Source organism: Parablautia muri (assembly GCF_009917485.1).
In the GTDB taxonomy this organism is placed as follows: Bacteria; Bacillota; Clostridia; order Lachnospirales; family Lachnospiraceae; genus Suilimivivens; species Suilimivivens muri.
The window spans coordinates 1-18,198 of sequence record NZ_QZDT01000066.1 but is presented as its reverse complement, the minus strand read 5'-3'; the positions used below and the strand labels follow the sequence as shown (position 1 = coordinate 18,198).

Annotated in this window: 19 protein-coding genes and 4 pseudogenes; 6 read left to right on the top strand and 17 right to left on the bottom strand. The window is 36.4% G+C overall.

The features are described 5' to 3' along the window. The 8 genes and pseudogenes from D5281_RS21730 to D5281_RS21695 all read right to left on the bottom strand — a co-directional run. Positions 1-221, bottom strand: a 221-nt coding sequence (locus D5281_RS21730) for an AAA family ATPase (RefSeq protein WP_160562083.1), incomplete at its 3' end; no start/stop codon positions are given. Positions 222-319: 98 nt separating this feature from the next. Beyond that, positions 320-709 (bottom strand): plasmid mobilization protein, encoded by a 390-nt coding sequence (locus D5281_RS21725; protein WP_160562082.1) that lies wholly within the window; start codon positions 707-709, stop codon positions 320-322. Further along, positions 706-1,233: pseudogene (locus tag D5281_RS21720) on the bottom strand (site-specific integrase); the annotation flags it as partial. The pseudogene D5281_RS21720 and the gene D5281_RS21725, both read right to left, overlap by 4 nt. Positions 1,234-1,290: 57 nt before the next feature. Next, the gene (locus D5281_RS21715; protein ID WP_016230367.1) at positions 1,291-2,334 is read right to left on the bottom strand and encodes a PDDEXK nuclease domain-containing protein; all 1,044 of its coding nucleotides are present in this window, start codon (positions 2,332-2,334) and stop codon (positions 1,291-1,293) included. A 99-nt stretch (positions 2,335-2,433) separates the two neighbouring features. Next, on the bottom strand, positions 2,434-4,743 hold the full coding sequence (locus D5281_RS21710) for an nSTAND3 domain-containing NTPase (protein ID WP_160562080.1): 2,310 nt from the start codon (positions 4,741-4,743) through the stop codon (positions 2,434-2,436). Between the two features lie 45 nt (positions 4,744-4,788). Further along, complete coding sequence (locus D5281_RS21705; protein WP_160562079.1) at positions 4,789-5,892, bottom strand: Fic family protein; 1,104 nt, start codon at positions 5,890-5,892, stop codon at positions 4,789-4,791. Between the two features lie 107 nt (positions 5,893-5,999). Next, positions 6,000-6,635, bottom strand: a pseudogene (locus tag D5281_RS21700) (tyrosine-type recombinase/integrase); the annotation flags it as partial. A gap of 55 nt (positions 6,636-6,690) precedes the next feature. Next, a complete protein-coding gene (locus D5281_RS21695) occupies positions 6,691-6,918 on the bottom strand; it encodes a DNA-binding protein (protein ID WP_160562078.1) in 228 nt (75 codons plus the stop codon). 194 nt (positions 6,919-7,112) lie between these two features. Here D5281_RS21695 and D5281_RS21690 point away from each other — a divergent pair, with 194 nt between their 5' ends. From D5281_RS21690 to D5281_RS21665, 6 genes are read left to right on the top strand one after another with little or no spacing between them, the layout of a single operon-like run. Further along, entirely contained in the window at positions 7,113-7,586 is a 474-nt protein-coding gene (locus D5281_RS21690; protein WP_160562077.1) for a GNAT family N-acetyltransferase, read from the top strand. Positions 7,587-7,624: 38 nt separating this feature from the next. Further along, entirely contained in the window at positions 7,625-8,131 is a 507-nt protein-coding gene (locus D5281_RS21685) for a GNAT family N-acetyltransferase (RefSeq protein ID WP_160562076.1), read from the top strand. A gap of 22 nt (positions 8,132-8,153) precedes the next feature. Further along, positions 8,154-8,744: a helix-turn-helix domain-containing protein gene (locus D5281_RS21680; RefSeq protein WP_160562075.1), complete on the top strand. Its 591-nt coding sequence runs from the start codon at positions 8,154-8,156 to the stop codon at positions 8,742-8,744. Positions 8,745-8,792: 48 nt separating this feature from the next. Next, on the top strand, positions 8,793-9,698 hold the full coding sequence (locus tag D5281_RS21675) for an STAS domain-containing protein (RefSeq protein WP_160562074.1): 906 nt from the start codon (positions 8,793-8,795) through the stop codon (positions 9,696-9,698). A 12-nt stretch (positions 9,699-9,710) separates the two neighbouring features. Beyond that, the gene (locus D5281_RS21670; protein ID WP_160562073.1) at positions 9,711-10,061 is read left to right on the top strand and encodes an STAS-like domain-containing protein; all 351 of its coding nucleotides are present in this window, start codon (positions 9,711-9,713) and stop codon (positions 10,059-10,061) included. Beyond that, positions 10,058-10,615: a type II toxin-antitoxin system VapC family toxin gene (locus D5281_RS21665; protein ID WP_160562072.1), complete on the top strand. Its 558-nt coding sequence runs from the start codon at positions 10,058-10,060 to the stop codon at positions 10,613-10,615. Before D5281_RS21670 ends, D5281_RS21665 begins: the two co-directional genes overlap by 4 nt. A 322-nt stretch (positions 10,616-10,937) precedes the next feature. On the opposite strand, the gene D5281_RS21660 is transcribed toward D5281_RS21665, so the two are convergent. The 9 genes and pseudogenes from D5281_RS21660 to D5281_RS21620 form a co-directional block, all read right to left on the bottom strand. Then, the gene (locus D5281_RS21660; protein WP_160562071.1) at positions 10,938-11,273 is read right to left on the bottom strand and encodes a hypothetical protein; all 336 of its coding nucleotides are present in this window, start codon (positions 11,271-11,273) and stop codon (positions 10,938-10,940) included. Continuing rightward, the gene (locus tag D5281_RS21655) at positions 11,273-12,613 is read right to left on the bottom strand and encodes a hypothetical protein (RefSeq protein WP_160562070.1); all 1,341 of its coding nucleotides are present in this window, start codon (positions 12,611-12,613) and stop codon (positions 11,273-11,275) included. The genes D5281_RS21660 and D5281_RS21655 overlap by 1 nt, the downstream gene beginning before the upstream one ends. Before the next feature lie 16 nt (positions 12,614-12,629). After that, positions 12,630-13,241 (bottom strand): metallophosphoesterase, encoded by a 612-nt coding sequence (locus tag D5281_RS21650; protein WP_160562069.1) that lies wholly within the window; start codon positions 13,239-13,241, stop codon positions 12,630-12,632. A 603-nt stretch (positions 13,242-13,844) separates the two neighbouring features. Then, positions 13,845-14,261 carry a YjdF family protein gene (locus tag D5281_RS21645; RefSeq protein WP_160562068.1) on the bottom strand — a complete coding sequence of 139 codons (417 nt, stop codon included), beginning with the start codon at positions 14,259-14,261 and terminating at the stop codon, positions 13,845-13,847. A gap of 307 nt (positions 14,262-14,568) precedes the next feature. Next, on the bottom strand, positions 14,569-15,330 hold the full coding sequence (locus tag D5281_RS21640) for an MBL fold metallo-hydrolase (RefSeq protein WP_160562067.1): 762 nt from the start codon (positions 15,328-15,330) through the stop codon (positions 14,569-14,571). Between the two features lie 30 nt (positions 15,331-15,360). Then, the gene (locus D5281_RS21635) at positions 15,361-15,810 is read right to left on the bottom strand and encodes a SufBD protein (protein ID WP_160562066.1); all 450 of its coding nucleotides are present in this window, start codon (positions 15,808-15,810) and stop codon (positions 15,361-15,363) included. Positions 15,811-15,917: 107 nt separating this feature from the next. Next, the gene (locus tag D5281_RS21630; protein WP_277935529.1) at positions 15,918-16,232 is read right to left on the bottom strand and encodes a hypothetical protein; all 315 of its coding nucleotides are present in this window, start codon (positions 16,230-16,232) and stop codon (positions 15,918-15,920) included. Between the two features lie 19 nt (positions 16,233-16,251). Further along, positions 16,252-17,601 (bottom strand): annotated as a pseudogene (locus D5281_RS27035) (plasmid recombination protein). Between the two features lie 354 nt (positions 17,602-17,955). Next, positions 17,956-18,198: pseudogene (locus D5281_RS21620) on the bottom strand (hypothetical protein); the annotation flags it as partial.

The window sequence follows — 18,198 nt, the reverse complement described above, 5'->3', positions numbered from 1 at the left end:
ACATTCAAAGGCTCTATAAAATTCATTCCTCCGTCTAAACTCTCTCCCTTAGACAGCTTCGCCGCTATATTGAGTATAAATGTTGTCTTTCCATCCCCCGGATCGCCTTGTACGATTGTCAGCTTTCCATAAGGGATAAACGGAAACCACATCCAAGAAACTTCCTGCGACTGTATCTCCGACAATTTAATCAACTGTAATTCTGTTTTTGTTTCTTCCATAATGCCCTCCATTTCTGAAAAATCGTTGTCACTGGAAGAAACCTCTGCTATACTTGTATTGTGAGATTGATAACAGAGGTTTTCCAGTTATCACAGCCCTAACAGTTGCCGCTGTCGGGGCTTTTTTCTTCTCCGCTGGTGTTACCCTGCCACAGATATTTTGCTCCGTCCAACATCCAAAGGATTGCTTTCAACATATCCTCATAAGCTGTCTGTAACTCTCTGATTTCTTCGGTAGCGACCTCCGGCCTTTCGCCTTTTATCTGCCCTGCCAGTTCTTCCATACGGCTCTGCATTTCCTGTAATTTTTCTACAATCTGATATACCGTTTCTTTTTTCCCTACCACGCATACATGATTGTAAATACAGGAACGGACAAAATAATCTTTCTTTTTCATGCCGCTTGCAAAAATCTTTGCTTCGATTTCTTCCCGTTCTCTGGGAGAAATGCGAAAACTGATTGTTGGATATTTGTGTGTGCCGCTCATTCTTTTGTACCCTCCTTAAACTCTGCGTTCAACAACTCTGCCATTTGTATCTGTTCTGTCGGGAACATATGGGCGTATCGAAACGTAATATCCACGCTTTCATGCCCTACCCTGTTCCCGATTGATACCGCCGAAAATCCCATGCTGATTAACAACGAAACATGAGAATGTCTCAAATCGTGGATTCTAATGCGCTTTACCCCTGCTTTCCCTGCCCCTCTCGTCATTTCATGGTGCAGGAAACTTTTTGTCAGATGAAAGATACGGTCAGTCGGGAGAAGCCCGTACAGCCTGCCGATATACTCTTTTAATTCCTCACATAAAAAGTCCGGCATACTGATATTGCGCTTGCTTTTCGGTGTTTTTGGGTCTGTTATCACATCTTTTCCCTCTAACCGCTGATAAGATTTTGTTATCCGAATGACCTTGTTATCAAAATCTATATCCTGCGGCGTGAGTGCTAAAAGCTCTGCTTTTGTCAAGTAAAAACTAAAAAATATTTTCATGATCACTGAAAAAGACACCGTAAGCTTTGCTTCTATGGTGCCTTTCAATAATACTCTTTTTTCTATATCATCAACTTATTCTTTCTCACTCATCAACTGCCGCAGTTCTTCCTTGCTTGGAAGCACCGTTTGATATTTGCTCGCAAATATCTGATTATTGTCTTCCGGCAAAGTCATTTCTACCACCGCGTCTTTTTTATCCTTACAAATAATGATTCCTATTGTTGGGTTTTCATCCTCAAGTTTTACTTTTCTGTCGTAATAGTTGACATACATCTGCATTTGCCCAATATCCTGATGTTTTAACTGACCAACCTTTAAATCAAATAGAACAAAACATCTCAACAAACGATTAAAAAATACCAAATCCACCCTGTAATGCTCCTCTTCAAACGTAAACCGAACCTGACGTCCCACAAAGGTAAAACCTCTTCCTAATTCCAGTAAAAACATCTGTAGATTGTCTATCAGGCGCTTTTCCAGATCGGTTTCTGAATAAACAGATTCTTCTGGCAATCCGGTAAATTCCAGGACATAAGGATCTTTAAAAATATCATCTGGTTTCTCAATCTGCTGTCCCTCCAAGGCAAGACGCATTACCTTATCCTTCTCCCTGCTTAGTGCAAGCCTTTCATACAGAGAACTTCCGTATTGCCGGCCAAGCTCATCCTTGCTCCACCCGTTCCTATATGCTTCTATTTCATAAAAATGACGTTCTTCCACATTGCTTATCCGCATCAGGATAAGGTAATGCGACCAACTCAAATAAAACCGTCTGCCCTCAACAGTCATTGGAAGCTGCTCCGAATGCAAAAAAGCCGCATCCGAAATCGCATCCTTTGAATATATCATATAGAAGCGTCGCATAAGTTTTAAATTTTCATAGGAAAATCCCCTGCCAAACTCTTCAGTAAGTCGCCTGGATAATTCCTGAAGAATATACTTTCCATAAGCAGCACGCTCACTGCCATTTTGTTCTTCGTCTATAATCATCCGCCCGGCCTCATAATAGGAATAAACCATAGCCATGTTTACCGACAAGCTCATTTTACGTTTTGCATCCCGAAACAGCTGCACGACCTGACCATAAAATTTTTCACTGCTTTTCATATCCTGCATATCAGATATCTCCTTTCCCAATTCGGTAATTGATAATTACCGAATTGATAAAATTTTCTATACAGCCATTAAACCCCTATCGAAATAAACTTGTAATGCCTATTTAAAAATACAATCCAGTATGTCCATCTCCCCAATAATCCCATAATCATAATCCATTTCATGATGGTCATATTCAGGCACTGATGGCTCCAAATAACTTTCTATATACTCCTCAACATCCGACTTATCTACCTTTACGTTACTTTTTGAAATTCTAATTTTATCTAAAATATCCTGCGGAAGATTTTCAATCATTTCAGAAACTTCCTTTTCCACATCTTCTTTTATCCATTCACATACATTATTCACAACAGATTGTTTATCTAATTCCTCATAATAACCATTATATCTCATATTATGTTTTAAAAGGTCACTTACATCATAATCTCCATAATAATCATCCGCTTCCACATCTTCCATATATGCAAGAATTGCATCCTCTAACGTTTCAACAAGCAAATCTCTATATTTCGCATAGAAGAAATCAATATCATATTTTTCCGCTAATTCAATAAAGGTTTGAAACTCATCTAAATTTAAACTCCAAAAAAACTCCATTAATGAACTATCGTCCAAACAATCATATGTATGATAAAATGTATCAAATTTATCCAAAAGCAATCTGATAAGTATCTCACACCTTCCCATCATTCCTTCGAAGAAACCATATGGTAATGTTTGGAAAAATCTTTCAACTACATATTTGTAATTATCATGAAACACGTCAAGCCTGCACACATAAGTCAATATAACATACATTTCTTCGTTCTGGTTAGCATAATGATATAAATTGGCCTGCCCCGCTCGAATGATATCTTCCATGTTTTCGGAAAATCCACGCTTTATCTGCTCATATTCCGTGGCATTTTTCCGTATATATTCTCTTTCTATATCATTTTTCTGTAGGTACTCTCTCAAAAAATCATTCACAGATGGATTAATGGCCCCAATTTCTTTTTTCCCATTTTTTTCTATGATCTGTATGAATGCACCTTCTAACCGTTTAAGAACATCCTCCCATATATTCCTGCTTGTATCCGCTATAGTATTATTGCTTAATCTATAATTAAATGCCCGCTTAACCACATTTTCATCTATACTGGTATCCGTCAATGAATATAAGGTCGTTAAAAAAACCCTGTCTTCCTGCTGCAATTTTTCTGAAAACTCATCCTGCCATATTTCTGTCGGATTATCCAGACACCGGAGTACATATTCATAATAATGACCACTGGAGACCTTTTTAAAATTATATTCCCGAGTAACGAATTCCATTATACGCGGCGTATAATTATTGTGTTTGACAATTTCCCTGTAATGAAAATCCTTTAATATATCCTGATAATAATCTGCTGGCAAACCTTTGAAATAAATATGGTTGTGAAAAATCCTCCCTTTATCTGAAAGTGATAACTTCCCCATATCCAATATTTTAATTTTAAATTTTTCATCTTCAGCAAATTGCCTGAATTCAATCACCTGTTCCTTGGCCTGCTGAAAGATTGTCACACGGGAATTCATAATCAATTTTTTGTTCTTATGACAGGTAACATATTTAACCAAACTTAAAAGTTCATTCCCCTGAGTTTCTTTCATCCTAAAATAATGCTGACCCAAGCAGTCGTCCAACAATATGATTTCAGGTAAATCCTTTTGTGTCGAAATCGCATTTTTAATATCACTTATATCTCCATTTGTTGTGTAACGTATTCTATACCCTTTTGAAGCATAATATATGGCAAGCATCTTAGTGGTCACAGTCTTTCCCGTTCCGGGCATTCCTAACAGAAGCAGAATCTTTTCTTTTTCGAGGATGTCCAAACATTCGTAATAGCAACTGGTTTCCACAAACCTTCGGCTTTCCTCTTCAATATTATATAAAAGAGATTCACAGTCAATAAAAACATTCTGGTTAAATACTTCCCCTAGAATTTCTGTCGATTCAAGCCACAATTTATAATGTTTTCGTACAATATCCATATTTTCAGGACATTCCAAAAAATCATCAATGTCTATGAGAGACATGATATCATTGGCGCTTTCCATGTAATCTGAAAACATATCATATAATTCCCGTTTATTCTTTGCCGTTAAATTCAAAGCACAACATATATAATATTTCTCAGGTTGCAATTCTTTTACCTTTTGAACTTCCTTCTTTAAAGTTCCAAGCAAATCGCTATATTTACTGTTTATGTAATGCTTGACCTGAATAATTACTTTTTTGTTTTTAGGATCATCTGTTATATCAATCCCACCGTCTCTTCCTTTTTGGAATGTATATAATTTGATACCCAGCTTTTTCTGCATAATATCTCTGCACAATATCTCAAACTCAAAATCGCTTAAATTACTGTAGTTGTACATTTTAGTTCATATCCTCTGCAATCATATTTTGAATAATTACAATCTCTATATCCTTTGAATGCATTCCGTTAACGGAATATATTCATATACACGGTACCGCTGCTTATCATTCACCTGCTTTACCAGTTTTAACTCAATAAATAAATTAACCATTTTTGTTGCCGTGCTATGGGTAATATCGCAATCATTCATCAATTCCTCTATCCGGAAAACCGGCTTTTGGTACATCATAATCATTTCACGCTTCATTCGTTCTTTCATATGATTAGGTATATTCTTAGCTTTATTCAGCACATCTCTGCTTCTATCCAGGCAGCGGTGCTTCTCTTTTATAAAACTATACTCTGTACCAAAAGTTTTATCCAGTATATCCAAATAAAAAAGCAGCCACTGGTTAATGTTGCATGCCTGCCTGACTTCCGCCATACGATCATTGCATTCGTTCTTATTATCATAAATCAGTTTGGTAAGTGGATATGATATTTCTGGTAAAACTTTCAATTCCTGTAGATATTTTGCCACCGCGTAGGATGCATACAATATATTATTCCTATCATATGGAACAACTGTTAAAAGCTGATAATAAAGCAGACCGCTGAATAAAATTGGATTTAACGGAGCATTTTCCTTTTTTAAATCACTTCTAAACTCTGACATGATACGGATCAAATCGTCCAGACAGTCGTTAATTCGATGCGGAGCAGTAGGATTCCACTCTTTTCTTAAAACCCATATAGTCTGCCTGTGAATAATAAATTTTTCCCTATGCTGTCTCCTTAGCATCCTTAAATCAGAAAACGCTTTGATTTTTTGTCTTTCTTCCAATATCAATTCGTTATCACTTGCATAGCCAAAAAAATATGCAAAATCTGGCAGTTGGTTTTCATCCGTATAACAGCACATCAAATTCCGTCTGTCAATCAGTTCGTCTGTATTCTTTAATTCCTCTTTATCTAATAATTCAGAAATTCCTTCCAGCTTTCCAATTTTCTGGTAAATTTTCAGCAAAAGATTTTTCATTTCTGAATTCAGTTGAATCCTGTCAAACCATTTATCAATATTTACCGGCGTATAACAATTAAGATAAACATTCTCCTTCATGTCTGTACGTTCATTATAATACCAACCTGCCTGAAAATTTTTCTCCATATATGCCTCGCAAGTAATCATATTATATTTTGTTCTAACATTTTGATACCAATTAATTTTTTGTCTGTTTAATTCCATTTCATATTTAAATTTTATCATTAAGTTTTTTGGCATGCAAGCTGTAAAATATCGCCAACACGCAAGCCACACCAGTATAAAATTTGAAATGCCTGATAGGAATATGGCTTATCCTTTACTGCTTCAATGAATTTCAGATATTCTTCTTTCGTCCAAAAAAGCATTTCCTCCGCTTTCCCTTTCCCAAGCGGCCCGGCTTTGACAACAGGATTGCTCTTTAATTCGTAGAACCGTACCGCATGATTAAATAATGCGCTTAATTCAGATTGTAGAGTTTTCAGATAAGTCGGCGCATAAGACTTTCCTTTTTCATCACGATAGGAAATCTGCTCATTCTGCCACTGAATAATATCTTTTGCACGAATATCGCACATTTTCTTATTCTCAAAGTACGGTAACAATTTTGTGCGTAAGATATGCTCCTTTGTCAGCCAAGTATTGTGCTTTAGCTTCGGTTTCATATCCCTTGTGTATGCCTGCACAAATTCCCCGAAAGTCATATCCAAGTCAGCCGCTTCTTTCATTCGGAAATGGTGTTCCCACTCCGTAGCTTCTCTTTTGGTCTTGAAACCTCTCTTGACTTTCCGGCAGTTCTTACCCGTCCAGTCATAATAATGGAACGATACATACCATGTTCCACGCTGTTCATCTTTATATGCCGCCATAGTTCGCCCTCCTTATTTTCTGCGGGCAACGAGCCAAGCGAATGTGCTTGCACATTCATTTGGCGACCGCCGCAAGAGTGTGAGAACTCGTTCTCACACCCGCCTGCGCCATGCCGTAGAATTTTTCTTCATAATATTTTCTGCTGACACGTCCAGCGATTGTGATAAAACCTTTTTCTTCCAGTTCCTCATTCATCTGTCGTACTAATTTGTAAGCAAATGGTTTGGAAACACCCAACTCCTGCGCTACCTCCCCGGCAGTTACAAATAGTTCATTCTTCATTCAATATCCTCCTTTTGTTTAGCGTTTTTGTTAAGCTTTGTATTTGAATTATACTTAACATTTCTGTTATTGTCAATAGCTTATTTGTTAAACTTATCTTTTTTATTAAATTTAGCATTTCTGATAAGTTTTTGTTGCTGTATTATCTTAATTATGCTAGAATATATGGAGAATACAGAATTGAGAGGTCAGCTATGGACGTAACGATACGAAAAATACAAAAACAGGAATATCCGTTACTGGATAATTTTCTATATGAAGCAATCTTTATTCCAGAGGGTATCGAACCTCCACCCAAAAATATTATTTCATCTCCCGAATTACAGATTTATGTTAAGCATTTCGGGGAATCCAAAGATGATTGGGGATTAGTGGCAGAGGTTGGCGGTAAAATTATCGGTGCTGTATGGGTTCGCATTATGAATGATTACGGACATATAGATGATGAAACGCCCTCTTTGGCAATCTCTCTTTATAAAGAATACCGGGGCTTTAGCATTGGAACGGCTATGATGAAAGAAATTCTTACCCTGCTTAAATCACATGGGTACAGTCGGGTTTCTCTTTCTGTTCAGAAAGCCAATTATGCGACAAAGATGTATTTAAAGATTGGTTTTGAGATTGTAAAGGAGAATGAGGAAGAATATATTATGGTGTACTACCTATAACAAATTTATAAATAAATTGGAGAAAGGACATTCCATTTATGAGAATCCGACCGTATATACCAAGCAAAGATTACGAATATGTATCAAAATGGATTGATGACGAAAGAACTCATGCTTTTTGGTGTGCAAATCTTTTACCATACCCCATGACACAAAAATCTTTCCATGATTTATTAGAGAAAAATGCAATGGACTGGACAGACAGTGCTTATGTAGCAACTGAAAACAGCGGACAGGCAGTAGGCTTCTTCTGTTATTCTGTCAATACAGCAGACAATATTGGTTTTTTTAAATTTGTTATTGTTGATAAAACAAAACGTGGAAAAGGTTACGGAAAAGAAATGCTGAATCTGGCTCTGCAATTCGCTTTTCAGATAACCGGCGCAAAAGCGGTTCAACTGAATGTTTTCAGTGAAAACGTATTAGCAAAGCAATGTTATGCAAAAATTGGCTTTGTTGAAAGAAAGATTGACAAAGATGTATTTACCTATAAAGACGAGTGGTGGAGCAGATGTAACATGATAATTTCAAAACAATCACTCTAATTTTCAGAAAGGACACATGATTATGGTATTAGGAGAACGGATAAAGAGAATACGCACGTTCCGGGGCTTGACACAGCGTGAATTGGGCTTGAAATTGGGATATGAGGAACGCAATGCTGATGTTCGTATCGCACAGTATGAATCCGGCTATCGTGTTCCCAAAAACAACACTTTAATGGAAATGGCAAAGATACTGAACGTCAATTATATTCATTTTATTGGCGTCACTCCCGGTTGTGCCGAAGATATTATGCTTACATTCCTTTGGCTTGATGAAGATGACCGTAGCACGATCCATTTATTTCAGCTTGTCCGCAATCCCGGCAAATGCAACGCTTCTGATGATAAGTCGGTGCGTTACTATGACAATGATGACTGGCCTGCTCATGCCCCGGTGGGTATGTGGCTAGAGTACGGTTTAGTCAATGATTTCATGCGGGAGTGGTGTTTGAGGAAAGAGCAGTTGAAGAATGGGGAGATTTCCGAGGACGAATATTTTGAATGGAAAATCAACTGGCCTGCTACGAGTAGTAAGGTTGATTTTGAAGGTAATGATGACGGTAAGTGTTCTTTTTGTTGGCGTCAAGCTTATAACACACACAAAAAAAACTAGCATATTTATATATATGAGAGTAGAATGTAAAATAATAGGGTAAAATTAATGACTGAACAACACGAAATTATTTTTTCTTTTGAGAAAAATTTGAACAACAACATAGACACATACAGTAAACTTATTGAACTATATCACACTCTCAATGCACTTGAGCAACAAAAAGTTATATTAGACCTTTCAAATATAACTTTCTTATCTGCTAATTTGTTAGCCTTACTCGGCTGTTGTGTAGATAACACAATGACAAAAAGAAATCATAAAATTGCTTTACGGAATTTACATCCTAAAATAAAAGCAGTAATGCAGAAAAACGGCTTTAATCGGTATTTTACTTGGGATAATCTAGACGATAAGTATCATAATACAATGAATTATGATATTTTCGAGTCTACTACTGAGCATTTAGTTGATTTTGAACGTTACCTTTTATTAAATGTTTTTTCTCGTAATAATTTACCAATCATGAATTCTGCTTACAAAAATAGCATTATAGATAACTTTCTGGAAATGTTTAATAATGTGATTGATCATGCCAATAGTTCTTATGTTTATGTATGCGGACAATTTTTTCCTAAAAGTATGAATTTGTGTTTTTCCATTGTTGATATTGGGAAAACGATTGCAGAAAATGTAACTTCTTATTTGAGAACTGCTTCCATGAGTATTCCTAGCAATACTTTAAAATGGGCAATTATTCCAGGAAATTCTACCAAAGCATTAGAAGCACCTGGAGGACTTGGTTTTAGCACACTATTAGATTTTCTTAAACATAATAATGGCTCTTTTATCCTTATTTCTGATAAAGAAATATATGAATTGCGAGCAAGTAAAGAATGTTTTAATACGCTAACGCTACCTTTTCCTGGCACAATTGTAACAATAACCATAAATTTAAGAGATAAACAATGGTATTTCTTCGATAAAAATAATAACGATTTAATAATTTTTTAGGAGGTATAGAAAATGGCTATAGTAACCTTAAATGTTGCATCTTTAATTGAAAGTCCTTCTGCACTCACTCGAGAACAAGGTGCAGTAATTTATAATCAGATTATAACAAATTTAATTTCTGGAAATAAAGTAATTTTAGATTTTATAGATATCGAAAGCTTAATAACACCTTTTTTAAATGTATCTATTGGTAAATTATATGAAACATACAATAGTACTCAATTAAATGCTCAGTTAGAAATCAAAAATCCCCCTGAGGGAACAAATGCTAAGTTTCAAATGGTCATAGCAAATGCAAAGCAATACTATTCCAATAAAAATGCATTTACCAAAGTAGTGGAGGATGTAATAAATAATCAATGAAAAATAATACCATACTTTTAGACTCTTTTAAGCCAAAACAATCAGACAATATTTTACTAGATACTAACATTTTATTGGATTTGTTTTATCCTTTAGATTTTGAATCAACGAGTAACAAATATGAAACTCTATTTAATAATTTAATAAAGGAAAAATCACATCTATTAATTTCTTCAATTCAAGTATCGGAATTTATTAATAGATGTATACGGATTCAATTTAAATTATATCAAAACGCAATTAAGAATCCTGCATTAGAATTCAAAAAGGATTATCGTTCCACAGATGATTACCGTGAAAAAATGAATGCAATTTTAGACATAATCAAAACAGATATAGTAGATAATTTTACATTTATTGATGATGGTTTTAGTAAAATGAATTGTCAAAATATTTTCATATATGGTTTCTCATACGATTTTAATGATTCGCTTCTTGTCGAAATTGCACGACAGCACAAAGCCATATTAATTACTAATGATGCTGACTATGCAAACTATGGCAATGATTTTCAAATAGTTACCTCTAACAAGTTTTTATTAATGAGCCACTAAGCTTTTAGGTATCAGAAAGGTATCACGCCCCACATCAAAAGCCGGAAAATCCGCTGTTCTTGCGGCTTCCCGGCTTTCTGTTTACTACTCGAACTCCTCGGCGGATAGCTTGAACTGACTGTTTTTCCCTCATTTTTCAAGCATTTATTATCCATATTCATTAAAAATCGCTCTCGTTTTTGTGCCAGTCAAAATCTTTAGAGCCAAAATAGAGCCAATCATCACTGGGTTTTACTTGTATTAACTTGCGCAATATCCTCATTCTAACCCATAATTGCAAATTGGATATCCCATTTAAAAGTACCTTTTAATTTTCAAAACATTATTCTACTCCACACTGCCCTTTTAAACTTGTTATTTGAATAAATGTTGATTTGGGCAACTTCTTTAAATTTTTTCCAAAACATTGCATTATATCTTTTATTTGCATCATAACATATCTAGAATTATTACTTTTTTTACCATTATATCGTAATAAAGCATTTAATAATAATTGCGTCTCTGTATTATAAATTGGATTATTGTTAAACTTTGCTATCTGTATATAAATACTACTAACGCTTACTCCAACTTCTTGTTCCGGGCAATATTTATACAATTCAACTATATCAAAATCTTCTAATATTAATGCGTCATATATGCGTTTTGGAATTCCCATTAGTTATCACCTCCGCATTTTAATGTTTTTTTTGCCCATAAACAAAAACGATCGATGTCAATAAAGAATATCTGCAAATACTCTTCTATAACTTCTTCAAGAAATTCCTTTATTCCAAAATAATCCATACAATAAAGCAATTCATCATATTTTTCATTATTAATCGTAACACCAAAAGTTATATATGGAAACTTAGAATTACTATTAATTCTTTTCTTCGTATAATGATTCTGATCAAACAATGGTACTACAGTAATGAAGTTTTTCCATTTATCTTTTAACTTATTCTTCGCAAGTCCTTCATTAACAGAATAAATCAAACTCCTTCCTGTTTCATATGCTTCTTCTATTAGTTCTCCATACCTAATTTCTGACACATCATAATCGAATGGATTAATTTTTTCTGGAAAAGATGCACATAAACTCAAATACCGAAAGTTCGTTTTGTCTGCCAAAAACCTAAAATGGAATCTAACAATATCATTCTCTCCGCATTCTTCTATAAAAATTTCTTGCATTTTCTGGCAAAGTTGCGTCAGAAACCCAAAAAACATATTGAACATCAAATCATCATAATTTTGAAATTGTCTTTTTACAATTTCTATTATTTCATCATCCACCTCATTACTCACATTTGCAAATAAATAATTATATAATATTTCATCATTATCCTCATCATCCGATCCAATATCGACATTGTCAAATACGGCATTTTTATCTATTTCTATTAATTTTTCCACTACACCTCTTATATATGTAATCTTTTTTATATATCCTTTAATATATTCCATAAAACTTTTAGAAATATAGTATGCTTTAGCTGAGCGATTTCCTCCCATGCTCAAAGGAATATATGTTTGCGTCTCTTGTGCTTTAATCGGAAATATCAATTTTTTACTATCTGCAGCGACATCTGCAGCATATATTTTAAAATCTGGCAAAAAACTACCACCATCATTTGTACTTCTAACATAAACATCTACAGAATTTGCTACTAAATTAAGAACATACATAGAATAAGTATGACTACCCACATGCTGCCCACTCTGATTTTCCGGCCATCCAATTCCTGTTACAAATGTATTAATAGAATGTCTGTTATTTATCCAATTATTAACTGTTCGATCGTGAGTATGTCCACACAAATACATATTTGCATCTAAACTTTCAAAGGAAATCATTTCAGTAAATATACCATCTTCTTCTTTCCCTCGCAATGCGCCAATAGGGTGATGCCCTAAAACTATAGTAACAGATGGCCTATCTTGTTCAGAATATTTATCCATCAAATCGCGAAATTGCTTTTTTATTTTTTCGACTTGGAACTTACCTAATATCAAATTCCTATTGTCATTGTCATCTATACAACTCCATGCCGTATTTAACAAAACAATATTTTTTATTAAATATTTCTACAACATCTACCCCAAAAGTATCATTTATATAACTTTTGCTAGCCACATCTGCATCCGACATTCCAAAAATTTTATATATTTGCTGTGTCAATTCTATATAGCCAGATCCCTTCTCATTTCTATATGCCTCAAGATGAAAACGCCAAAAACTACTATAAAAATTATTATCAAATTTAGATTCCTTTTTGGACTTTTCATTATCATTATATTCCATTTCCATTGTCCTATATGCTGGAATCAAAAATTGATTTTCCTTGGTTCTATACTTATCATGGTTCCCTGGTACAATAAATATATATTTAACTTTATTCTTTATAGCCTCATACAAATCTTTAAAGAAATCCAGTGCATGATTAAACGCTTTGTCTGTTTGTACTATCTGTGGGCCTTGATGCAAAATATCACCAGTAACAACAACCACCACACTATTATCTCTAACATATTTCATTTCATTTTTTATATCTTCAAGCAATTTCTTCAGCAAACGCGAATATGTTGTTCCTGATGTATCAATATGCAAATCCGATAAATGCAGAATAGCCATGTCATTCATACTCTTACTCCTTAGTTTCTTTTTAGTACTAATTTCCCATTTTAAGTATTTCAATATTACATTATCTTTTGAATTAATTTAAGTGTTAATCCGTAAATGGGCCGGTACTCAAAATTTCCAATTTGCGTATCGCATAAATACCGGATGTCTAGATTGCGGATTATAGCCACCAACCCACTTTCGGACTAACACCTTAATTTATTACCCTTTAGCCCACAAACAATCTCTCCTTGCTTTAGCAAATTTTTAATATATTACATAAAACTAATCCGAACTCCCAAAATAATAACATAATCATTAATTCAAATGCCTTTCATAATCATAACACCCATATTCTATGCCCTATATGTAATCTAAGGGAAAAATTGCTCCCACATATTATCACCTTAATTGTCATAAATACATGGCGATAACGCCATGTATTTTACTAACAAAGAAATTATCTGTATCTTTCCTACTATACAGCAAATTTTACCTTTAACAACGTAGATATAAATATCATCATTAACTTTTTGTGTTTCAAATGTCTTATAAAACAAAAATTTTACACATTATGGAACACATCAAAACAGGCTATTTTCATCAAGAACCTCTGGACAGGCATTATCTTCCCCTATGCTTTTCTTTCCTTTTCTGCTGTTTCAGTTCAAACTGCCGCTGTCTTTCTGCTTCCCGCTGTTCTCGACTCACTATCTTGCGTTCAGTTTTTAACTGCTCCTGCTGTAATTTCAAAGCCTGTTGTGATTTTGTTCCTATCCCGGTATTCTGTACCTGTTTCCGCGCTTCACGCTGCACTCGCTTAGGATTGCGACCAGCTTCTTTCACATCAGTTGCCACAGCCGGACTAAATCGTAACCGATAGTAATTTTTCAGAACGAAGTCATATACCTCATAGTCTTTTGGTTCTGCGCCAAACGTAACCTTACACACAGATAGCTTTCCGTCTGATACACGTTCAAACACTCCCACCCAAAAGGGTTCTTCAAAAAATACTGTCAACTTTCCCAATACTTTGTCCATGACAATTCCTCCTTAAAATAATTGTAATGAACAAAGAATGGACGACCCTAAGGAGGGAGGGCTACTTACACCAAATCGGTGCGACTGGACTACCTACCAGTTCTGCAAGATTGTCTTGCGTTGTGTTTTTATCTTTGCCCCTATATATTACCACATAAACGCCCAATTTTCCACAAAAATATGGCAATCCACCTATAACTGCAAATTGCCAGATTGTCATTTCCCTTGTCTGCTCTAACTTACATGGCGCTAGCACCATGTACTGACCATCACCAAAAGGAATATTATCTTTGCCACAGCCTACTTCCTATAACCATACTCCCCAATCCCCATAATTAAATGTCCCACTTCCATGATGAAGTTTTCCGTCTGCCTTAAGATTTCTAAACGCTTCCCGCATACGAATTAGAATTTCCGGCTTTATATCCAGTGAATGGTGTGCAGGAAATACTTCCTTTACAGGCAATGCCGCAACTTTTTCCAAAGAATCGAGATATGCCTCTGGGTCAGTAGATGGATAATAAGCAAACAGAATATCTTTATAAACCAAATCGCCAGTGAATAAATATCCCCTGCTTTTTTCCCAAAAGCACAAATGCCCCGGAGCGTGTCCGGGAGTATGCAGCACTTCAATTTCCCTACTGCCAATATCAATAATGTCATGGTCTGTCAGCACTTTTGTTGGCATACCCTGAAACAATTCATAACCGCTCACGCAAAACCCTTCGGGCAGATCACAGCGGTCTACTACCATCTCTCTTATCGTTTCGATTGATAAAGGGAATTTACCATTCAGCCAATCCAATTCATCAGCATGAGCATAAAAATCCGTGAAATACTTATGCCCGCCAATATGATCCCAATGAATATGCGTTGCTACTGCCGTAATTGGCTTATCAGTAAGCTTCAGCACTTCCTCATAGATATTAGAAATGCCAAGCCCCGTATCAATAAGCAGACTTCGGGTATTTCCATTTAACAGATAGCAATGCGTTTCCTCCCAATGACGGTATTCACTGATAATGTATGTATTTGCATCAACTTTATCTATTGTGAACCAATTATCCATTACTCCACACTCCTTAAAATCTCAATAAACTTATAGTTTCTCTATCTCTGCCAAAGAATTTTGAATATCCTTATAAACCAATGATTGCATACTGTCTGCATAAATAGATATATCCGCTTTTTGTAGCGCCGATACAATATCTTCTTTTAATTCCGGCTTATCTTTTGCTATCATAGGTAGCAATTTTATACACTGTCTTGCCGTTATCGGCTTAACATCTTCTATATGCTTCAAGTATTCGTCTATGATTTCATCAATTTTATTATCTTTATCCCATTTAGCGTTGTAGGCAATCAGCGTAAGCCCTCTTGTCCGAATGTAAGAATTATCATTATCAATCATATCGGCTAACTTATCCATATAACAATATACCTTGTCAGATTCCTCACATTCATTTTGCAATATCTGTAATGCTTTGTATGCCGTATTATTATTTTTATCAAATAATAGCTTAAAATTATCCTCTACATTTATTTCCATGCCGTTTCATCTCCCATATCTTAAATCATGCTTTCGATTATAGCACTTTCTCTCTGTATCTGCCACTATAAAATACAGGGCATAGCAACCGCCACGCCCCATATTTTTTATCGTTCCAATGATTTTTCTATTTTGTATTTCTGCCCTTTCAAATCGTTCTGCTTCTCATACAGATTATTGCGCTCTTTACAGAGTTCTTTCATACGTTCCAACTGCGCCCGCACTCCCTCCCGGCAATCCGGCTCTATCCTTTTATATTCCCCGGTCAGATTGCGGATTGTATTATTGTTTTCCTTTATCTGCTCCGACAGGCATACCCAGTCTATCAGATTTTGCACTTCTTTGTCCGTTTCGTAAAGGTCTGTATCTGCTACAATTTTAGCACACAGCCGTATCATAACTTTCTTTTCCATATCCGTCATATCCTATCAATCCCCTTTCTTATCGGTCTATTTCAAAGGCACGTTTCGGGCGTTTCTTTGACCGTTCTGCCTGCTCTAATGCCTTTGACCGTTCCACTATCGACTGCACCTGTTCCCTGCCGAAATAACGCTCCAAACGCCCCAAATCAGACGCTTTTTCCTGCAATCGGTCTATGGTATCGTTCTGCTCCATGACCTTATCCGTCAAGCGGCTAATCTGCTTTTGTTGCCCGTCCATTTTGGCGGTCAGCTTCCTGCTTTGCTCCGTAAGCTGTACACATTTGATAGTCAGATTTTTAACGACCTCTTTCAATTTCTCTACAAGCGGGAGTGCCTTTTTATCCCGATAATTCTTTGCGCTCATCAATGCGCCCGGCTCTGCCAACTGCCATTTCATATCTTCATCATAGGCGTGTATATTGCGCTCCATGACTTCCTTTGACTGCACCATTTTGTTAAGTTCCTGCTGTAACTTTTTCTGCTGTTTCTCCAACTTTTCATTTTCGGATTACAGCTTTTCTTTATCCTCTGCCAATGTTACAGTCTGTTCTTTCAGCAGATGATTTGTTGCGGAAAGTTCTGATACTTCCTGCCGGATCGCTTCGCCCTCTTTCCGTATCTGCTCCGTTTCCTGCCCTGCCGCTATCTGCTGATGAAGAATGCCGGATAATTCCTCTTTACTGCCGGAGATTGTCTGTTCCAGTTCCGCAACCTCTTTCTGTCGCTCCTGTTTCTCAAAATCCAAAACCGATAAATGCTTCTCATGTGTTCCCTTTTTCTCCCACTCAATACCATGCTGTAACATAATCTCCGCAAGCCGTTCTTTCTCTGCCGCTACCCACTGATTGCGCTCTGTTTCGCTCCTTGTGCCGCCTTTGAAACCAAGTTCTGCCAGTGCCTTTTTTAATGATACCCTCGTATCAAGCCCCCGCTTGCTTCCAGTCGTATAGGGTATAAAATCTATATGCAGATGTGGTGTGGCTTCGTCCATGTGGAGATGTGCCGAAAATACCCTTAGTGTAGGATTGCGACGCCGGAAGTCCTGCATATATTCATCAAGTATTTTCGCCGCAAGCTGTCCGTCCTTTGTTTTTGCCCCCATATCGTCCTTGTTGCCTATCTGCAAAATAATCTCATGGAATGGTTTCTCCTGTTTGCCGGAACAGATTTTCTCATAATAATCATCAATTATGCGGTCACTTCTGGTCTGTTTTTCATTGTATCGGGCGAGTGCTTCATCAAATAATTCATGGTATACATCTTTGATATTCTCATTGCAGTATTCCACATTCAGACAACTCCGCTCCGGGTCAGTGTTCTTTGCATGGAATTTCCTGCTGTTATGGTTGACAGAGCCTTTCCCTGTCATAACGCTGATAGTCCGCTTCAATCAATTTCCCTTTCTCCCTTATCGGGTAATGAGCGCCGGATACGGCGCATAGCCTTTGTTACTTTCTGCGAAAGTAACGCAAAAGCACTTTTGTCAGCTACGTCAACAAAAATGCAACCCGCAAGCGGGTTTTGCGCCCTGCCGGGGGCTTTCCGTCCTTCGGACGGTGGGCGGCTTTTCGCCGCCTTGTTACCGCCGCTTTCCGGCTTTCTCCCAACAGCGCAACATTGCAATGTCTATAATTTTTGCAACCTTGCAATCTTTCAAGAACGCAATTCCAAGACTGCAAAATTCTAATACCCTGCATTGTTGCGCTGTTGCCTTGCCTGTCCGTCACTGTCTGATTTTATTCAGTTCCCAGTACCACGTATTGTTTATCCGCTTTGCCCGGACGCCTAACTCTTTCTTTGCATTTTCCAGTGTCCGCTTCGATATGCCCTGTTCGTCCGCTAGACTGAAAATCTCATTGCTCTGCATAGCGTTGTTTGTTTCTGCCAGTTCCCGGAGTAACCGTTTCGCCTGTTCCATTTTACTTCCGCGAGCAACGAGCCAAGCGGATATGCTTGCATATCCATT

What these genes read in the sequence shown, in the direction of transcription:
- D5281_RS21725 (WP_160562082.1), bottom strand. Translation starts at nt 709, where the DNA reads ATGAGCGGCACACACAAATATCCAACAATCAGTTTTCGCATTTCTCCC.
- D5281_RS21715 (WP_016230367.1), bottom strand. Translation starts at nt 2,334, where the DNA reads ATGCAGGATATGAAAAGCAGTGAAAAATTTTATGGTCAGGTCGTGCAG.
- D5281_RS21710 (WP_160562080.1), bottom strand. Translation starts at nt 4,743, where the DNA reads ATGTACAACTACAGTAATTTAAGCGATTTTGAGTTTGAGATATTGTGC.
- D5281_RS21705 (WP_160562079.1), bottom strand. Translation starts at nt 5,892, where the DNA reads ATGGAGAAAAATTTTCAGGCAGGTTGGTATTATAATGAACGTACAGAC.
- D5281_RS21695 (WP_160562078.1), bottom strand. Translation starts at nt 6,918, where the DNA reads ATGAAGAATGAACTATTTGTAACTGCCGGGGAGGTAGCGCAGGAGTTG.
- D5281_RS21690 (WP_160562077.1), top strand. Translation starts at nt 7,113, where the DNA reads ATGGACGTAACGATACGAAAAATACAAAAACAGGAATATCCGTTACTG.
- D5281_RS21685 (WP_160562076.1), top strand. Translation starts at nt 7,625, where the DNA reads ATGAGAATCCGACCGTATATACCAAGCAAAGATTACGAATATGTATCA.
- D5281_RS21680 (WP_160562075.1), top strand. Translation starts at nt 8,154, where the DNA reads ATGGTATTAGGAGAACGGATAAAGAGAATACGCACGTTCCGGGGCTTG.
- D5281_RS21675 (WP_160562074.1), top strand. Translation starts at nt 8,793, where the DNA reads ATGACTGAACAACACGAAATTATTTTTTCTTTTGAGAAAAATTTGAAC.
- D5281_RS21670 (WP_160562073.1), top strand. Translation starts at nt 9,711, where the DNA reads ATGGCTATAGTAACCTTAAATGTTGCATCTTTAATTGAAAGTCCTTCT.
- D5281_RS21665 (WP_160562072.1), top strand. Translation starts at nt 10,058, where the DNA reads ATGAAAAATAATACCATACTTTTAGACTCTTTTAAGCCAAAACAATCA.
- D5281_RS21660 (WP_160562071.1), bottom strand. Translation starts at nt 11,273, where the DNA reads ATGGGAATTCCAAAACGCATATATGACGCATTAATATTAGAAGATTTT.
- D5281_RS21650 (WP_160562069.1), bottom strand. Translation starts at nt 13,241, where the DNA reads ATGAATGACATGGCTATTCTGCATTTATCGGATTTGCATATTGATACA.
- D5281_RS21645 (WP_160562068.1), bottom strand. Translation starts at nt 14,261, where the DNA reads ATGGACAAAGTATTGGGAAAGTTGACAGTATTTTTTGAAGAACCCTTT.
- D5281_RS21640 (WP_160562067.1), bottom strand. Translation starts at nt 15,330, where the DNA reads ATGGATAATTGGTTCACAATAGATAAAGTTGATGCAAATACATACATT.
- D5281_RS21635 (WP_160562066.1), bottom strand. Translation starts at nt 15,810, where the DNA reads ATGGAAATAAATGTAGAGGATAATTTTAAGCTATTATTTGATAAAAAT.
- D5281_RS21630 (WP_277935529.1), bottom strand. Translation starts at nt 16,232, where the DNA reads ATGACGGATATGGAAAAGAAAGTTATGATACGGCTGTGTGCTAAAATT.